Source organism: Xanthomonas sp. SHU 199 (genome assembly GCF_000364665.1).
In the GTDB taxonomy this organism is placed as follows: domain Bacteria; phylum Pseudomonadota; class Gammaproteobacteria; order Xanthomonadales; family Xanthomonadaceae; genus Xanthomonas_A; species Xanthomonas_A sontii.
The window spans coordinates 1-4,100 of record NZ_AQOI01000503.1 but is presented as its reverse complement, the minus strand read 5'-3'; the positions used below and the strand labels follow the sequence as shown (position 1 = coordinate 4,100).

The 4,100-nt window shown below is 67.5% G+C and carries 4 protein-coding genes; all 4 read left to right on the top strand.

What is annotated here, in order from left to right; translation table 11 throughout:
- Window positions 1-46: 46 nt before the first annotated feature.
- The 4 genes from D183_RS0115590 to D183_RS0115570 all read left to right on the top strand — a co-directional run bounded on the left by D183_RS0115590 (window position 47) and on the right by D183_RS0115570 (window position 3,985).
- Window positions 47-661, top strand: coding sequence for a DUF6624 domain-containing protein (locus D183_RS0115590; protein ID WP_026144530.1), 615 nt, complete (start codon window positions 47-49; stop codon window positions 659-661).
- Window positions 662-1,036: 375 nt separating this feature from the next.
- Window positions 1,037-1,534, top strand: a complete 498-nt coding sequence (locus D183_RS0115585; protein ID WP_232757287.1) for a hypothetical protein — start codon at window positions 1,037-1,039, stop codon at window positions 1,532-1,534.
- A gap of 305 nt (window positions 1,535-1,839) precedes the next feature.
- Window positions 1,840-3,363, top strand: a complete 1,524-nt coding sequence (katB, locus tag D183_RS0115575; protein ID WP_026144529.1) for a catalase KatB — start codon at window positions 1,840-1,842, stop codon at window positions 3,361-3,363.
- A gap of 64 nt (window positions 3,364-3,427) precedes the next feature.
- Window positions 3,428-3,985, top strand: coding sequence for an ankyrin repeat domain-containing protein (locus D183_RS0115570; protein ID WP_026144528.1), 558 nt, complete (start codon window positions 3,428-3,430; stop codon window positions 3,983-3,985).
- Window positions 3,986-4,100: the final 115 nt, after the last annotated feature.

The window sequence follows — 4,100 nt, the reverse complement described above, 5'->3', positions numbered from 1 at the left end:
CCCAAGCCCCCACACGGGCATCCATTCCATCCGAAGCGAATTCCCTATGCGAATGATGATGTGCCTGATCACCACGGCCACCCTGCTTGCGATCGCTGGCGGAAGTTTTGCCCGTCCTCAACAGGAGCAACCGATGGCCCATTCCGTCGAGGTCGAGGGTGTCAACGCCGACTACCGGCAACAGCTCCTGCAGTTGGCTCAGGCCGATCAGCAGATCCGCGCAGATGTCTTGAAGGACTATACGCCGCAGCAGTTGCAGAACGATCCCGGCAGCGCCCGCGCGCTCGCGTTGAAGATCCATGCCTCGCAACAACAGAACCAGCAGGCACTCTCCGCGCTGATGGCCAAATACGGTTTTCCGGATACGGCGGTCGCCGGCAGTGACGGCGCACACGCGGGATTTCTGGTGGCCCAGCATGCCGCGGACCGGACGTTCCGCGACGCGTTCCTGACAGGTATCCAGGCTGCCGCCGAGAAGGGACGCTACAGCAAGGAGGACCTTGCGCTGTACGTGGATCGAAATCGAGTCCTGAGCGGGCAGCCACAACTCTACGGGACCCAGCACAAGGCCGATGGCAGTCTGTTCGACGTCGAGCAACCCGAACGCCTGCAGCAGCGCCGAGCCGAGATGGGGTTGCCGCCTGACGTTGCCGCACACTGAGGCGACGGGGGCGTCGCGGTCAGGGCATCTAGCCCTTCTACGTGCATCCGGTGGGACGAGCTCGATCGCAGCGGCGGGCTCGTCCACGCACAAGGGGGCAGCACGGAACTCCTGCGCGCGGTTCGGGGTCTGGAGACTGTGTGGCCGCGCGCAAGTCAGCGTCGAGGCAGGCTGCCGCGGAAGCGCCTGAGCGCAGATGGCCCTGCGAATTGCGGGTTGGCATGGCCGCCGGCTATTGTGTGACTTGGTTTGAGCTGTAGGCGTGATGCCCGTTGATAATCCTCTGTCTCGCGGGCGGCGATCTGTGTTGTCGAGCCCAGACCGGGGACAGGTCGTGCGCGCTGGTCTAGTATCGGGGCGACAGGGGGAATCATGATGCGAATCGCCAGACAGTGGGCGTTCGGAGCGGCGTTGTGCGTGCTGACCGGCATCGCCGTGGCGCGGCCGACGGGCGCACCGACAGAAGACGCAGCAGCGGCAGCGCCGGCCAATCCGGCCTATCGCACGCAACTGCTGCAGTTGATCAGCGACGACGCACAGGCCCGCGCCGATCTCAAGCGCGACTATTCGCCGCAGCGGCTGCAGCACGACACCGTCTCGTTGCGCGCGTATGCGCGCGAGGTGCGAACGGTGCAGAAGGAAAGCCAGGAGCGCCTCACCGATCTGATCCGGCGCCAGGGCTTCCCCGATGCGCAGGCGGTCGGCGCCGACACGGCGCACGCGGTGTTCCTGATCGCCCAGCGCATCACCGAGTCGGGGTTCCGCGCCGACTTCCAGCGCGGCATCGATGCGGCCGTGCAGCGCGAGGCCTACAGCCGCGCCGATCAGACACTGTTCGCCGACCGCAGCCGCGCGCTGAGCGCGAAGCGCTAGCGTCCGCCATCGCGGCGCTACGCGCGGTGCATCGCGCCGCGGTGCGCTTGCGGCCGCGTCGCCAGGCATCGCCGCTGCCGCTGGCACGCGCGCGCGTCTACATTTTGCGGTCGATCTGCGGCTGCATCGTCGTCGAGTGACGCAGCGACGACGCTGCAGCTGCAACGGATTGCGCACTCTACCAATGGTCGCGATCACAGTGCGCGGACACGATTGGGCGCGTCGATGGCATCGATTGCAAGGAACGAATGTTCTGCGCGTCGCACTCCCGCCATGCTGCAGCTCCCTTCACACGAGCCGACGCCATGCGCCCTGGATCCCTGTTGTTGCTTGTCCTGTTGTCGCCTTCCCTGATCCTGTCGGCCAGCGCCGCGCAGTCCACGCTCACCCGCGACAACGGCGCGCCGGTGGGCGACAACCAGAACTCGCAGACCGCCGGCCCCAACGGCCCGACGCTGCTGCAGGACGTGCAACTGATCCAGAAGCTGCAGCGCTTCGACCGCGAGCGCATCCCCGAGCGCGTGGTGCACGCGCGCGGCACCGGCGTGCATGGCGAGTTCACCGCCACCGCCGACATCTCCGACCTGAGCAAGGCCAAGGTGTTCGCGCCGGGTACGACCACGCCGGTGTTCGTGCGCTTCTCCTCGGTGGTGCACGGCAACCATTCGCCGGAGACGCTGCGCGATCCGCATGGCTTCGCCACCAAGTTCTACACCAGCGAAGGCAACTGGGACCTGGTCGGCAACAACTTCCCGACCTTCTTCATCCGCGACGCGATCAAGTTCCCGGACATGGTGCACGCGTTCAAGCCGGACCCGCGCACCAACCTCGACGACGATGCGCGCCGCTTCGACTTCTTCTCGCACGTGCCCGAGGCGACCCGCACCCTGACCCTGCTGTACTCCAACGAAGGCACGCCGGCCGGCTACCGCTTCATGGACGGCAACGGCGTGCATGCCTACAAGCTGGTCAACGCGCAGGGCCAGGTGCACTACGTCAAGTTCCACTGGAAGAGCCTGCAGGGCCTCAAGAACCTGGATCCGCAGCAGGTGGTGGCGGTGCAGGGCAAGGACTACAGCCACCTGACCAACGACCTGGTCGGCGCGATCAAGCGCGGCGACTATCCGAAGTGGGACCTGTACATCCAGGTGCTCGCGCCCGAGGATCTGGCCAAGTTCGACTTCGATCCGCTGGATGCCACCAAGATCTGGCCGGGCGTGCCCGAGCGCAAGATCGGGCAGATGGTGCTGAACAGGAACGTGGACAACTTCTTCCAGGAGACCGAGCAGGTGGCGATGGCGCCGGCCAATCTGGTGCCGGGCATCGAGCCGTCGGAAGACCGCCTGCTGCAGGGGCGGATCTTCTCCTACGCCGACACGCAGCTGTACCGCGTCGGCACCAACGGCCTGAGCCTGCCGGTGAACCGGCCGCGCGTGGCGGTCAACAACGGCAACCAGGACGGCGCGATGAATGCCGGCAGCACCAGCAGCGGCGTGAACTACGAGCCGAGCCGTCTCAGCCCGCGGCCGCAGGATCCGAACGCGCGCTACAGCCAGTTGCCGCTGTCCGGCACCACCCAGCAGGCCAGGATCGCGCGCGAGCAGAACTTCAAGCAGGCCGGCGAACTGTTCCGCGGCTACAGCAAGAAGGAGCAGCAGGACCTGATCCAGAGCTTCGGCGAATCGCTGGCCGGCACCGACGACGCGAGCAAGCACCTCATGCTGTCGTTCCTGTACAAGGCCGACCCGGCCTACGGCAGCGGTGTGGCGCGGGTGGCCAAGGGCGACCTGGCGCGGGTCAAGCAATTGGCTGCGCAGCTGCAGGATTGATCTGTCCCACGCGCGGCCCGGCGGCGGCATCGCCGCGCCGCGCACGTTCTTGCGGAGACTCCCCATGCGTCGTGTTGTCCTCTTCCTTCTTGGCCTCGCGGTCAGCGCCACGGCGGTCGCTGCACCGGCCGCACCGCCCGCGCCCGATCCGGCTGCAGTGCAGGCGCAATTGCGCAGCTACTTCTTCGATGCCGCGCGGCAGGGCCGCCAGGACATGCTGGCCGAGTTCATCCGCGCCCATTACGACCTCGATACCCGCGACGACAAGGGTTACACCGCGCTGATCCTGGCCGCCTACCACGGCCAGCAGGCGGCGGTGGAGCAGTTGCTGCGCGCCGGCGCCGACCCCTGCGCGCAGGACAAGCGCGGCAACACCGCGCTGATGGGCGCGATCTTCAAGGGCGAGCTGAGCATCGCCAAGCGGCTGATGCAGGCCGATTGCGCGCCGGACCAGCGCAACAACGCCGGGCAGACCGCGGCCATGTACGCGGCGTTGTTCCAGCGCACCGAGGTGCTGAAGGAGCTCGCCGCCAAGGGCGCCGACCTGCAGGCACAGGATGCGCAAGGCAACGACGTGGCCAAGCTGCGGCGCGGCGAGTTCGCGACCGCACCGGCACGCTGAGCGGTCCCGCCCCGCCCCGCCTCCGGGCGGAGGCCGGGCACGGCGATCGCACGGCGCGTGGATCGCGGGCCCCGGATCGGCGAAAATGCCCCGGGTGGCCGGTTCCTCCGGCCCG

What these genes read in the sequence shown, in the direction of transcription:
- D183_RS0115590 (WP_026144530.1), top strand. Translation starts at nt 47, where the DNA reads ATGCGAATGATGATGTGCCTGATCACCACGGCCACCCTGCTTGCGATC.
- D183_RS0115585 (WP_232757287.1), top strand. Translation starts at nt 1,037, where the DNA reads ATGCGAATCGCCAGACAGTGGGCGTTCGGAGCGGCGTTGTGCGTGCTG.
- katB (WP_026144529.1), top strand. Translation starts at nt 1,840, where the DNA reads ATGCGCCCTGGATCCCTGTTGTTGCTTGTCCTGTTGTCGCCTTCCCTG.
- D183_RS0115570 (WP_026144528.1), top strand. Translation starts at nt 3,428, where the DNA reads ATGCGTCGTGTTGTCCTCTTCCTTCTTGGCCTCGCGGTCAGCGCCACG.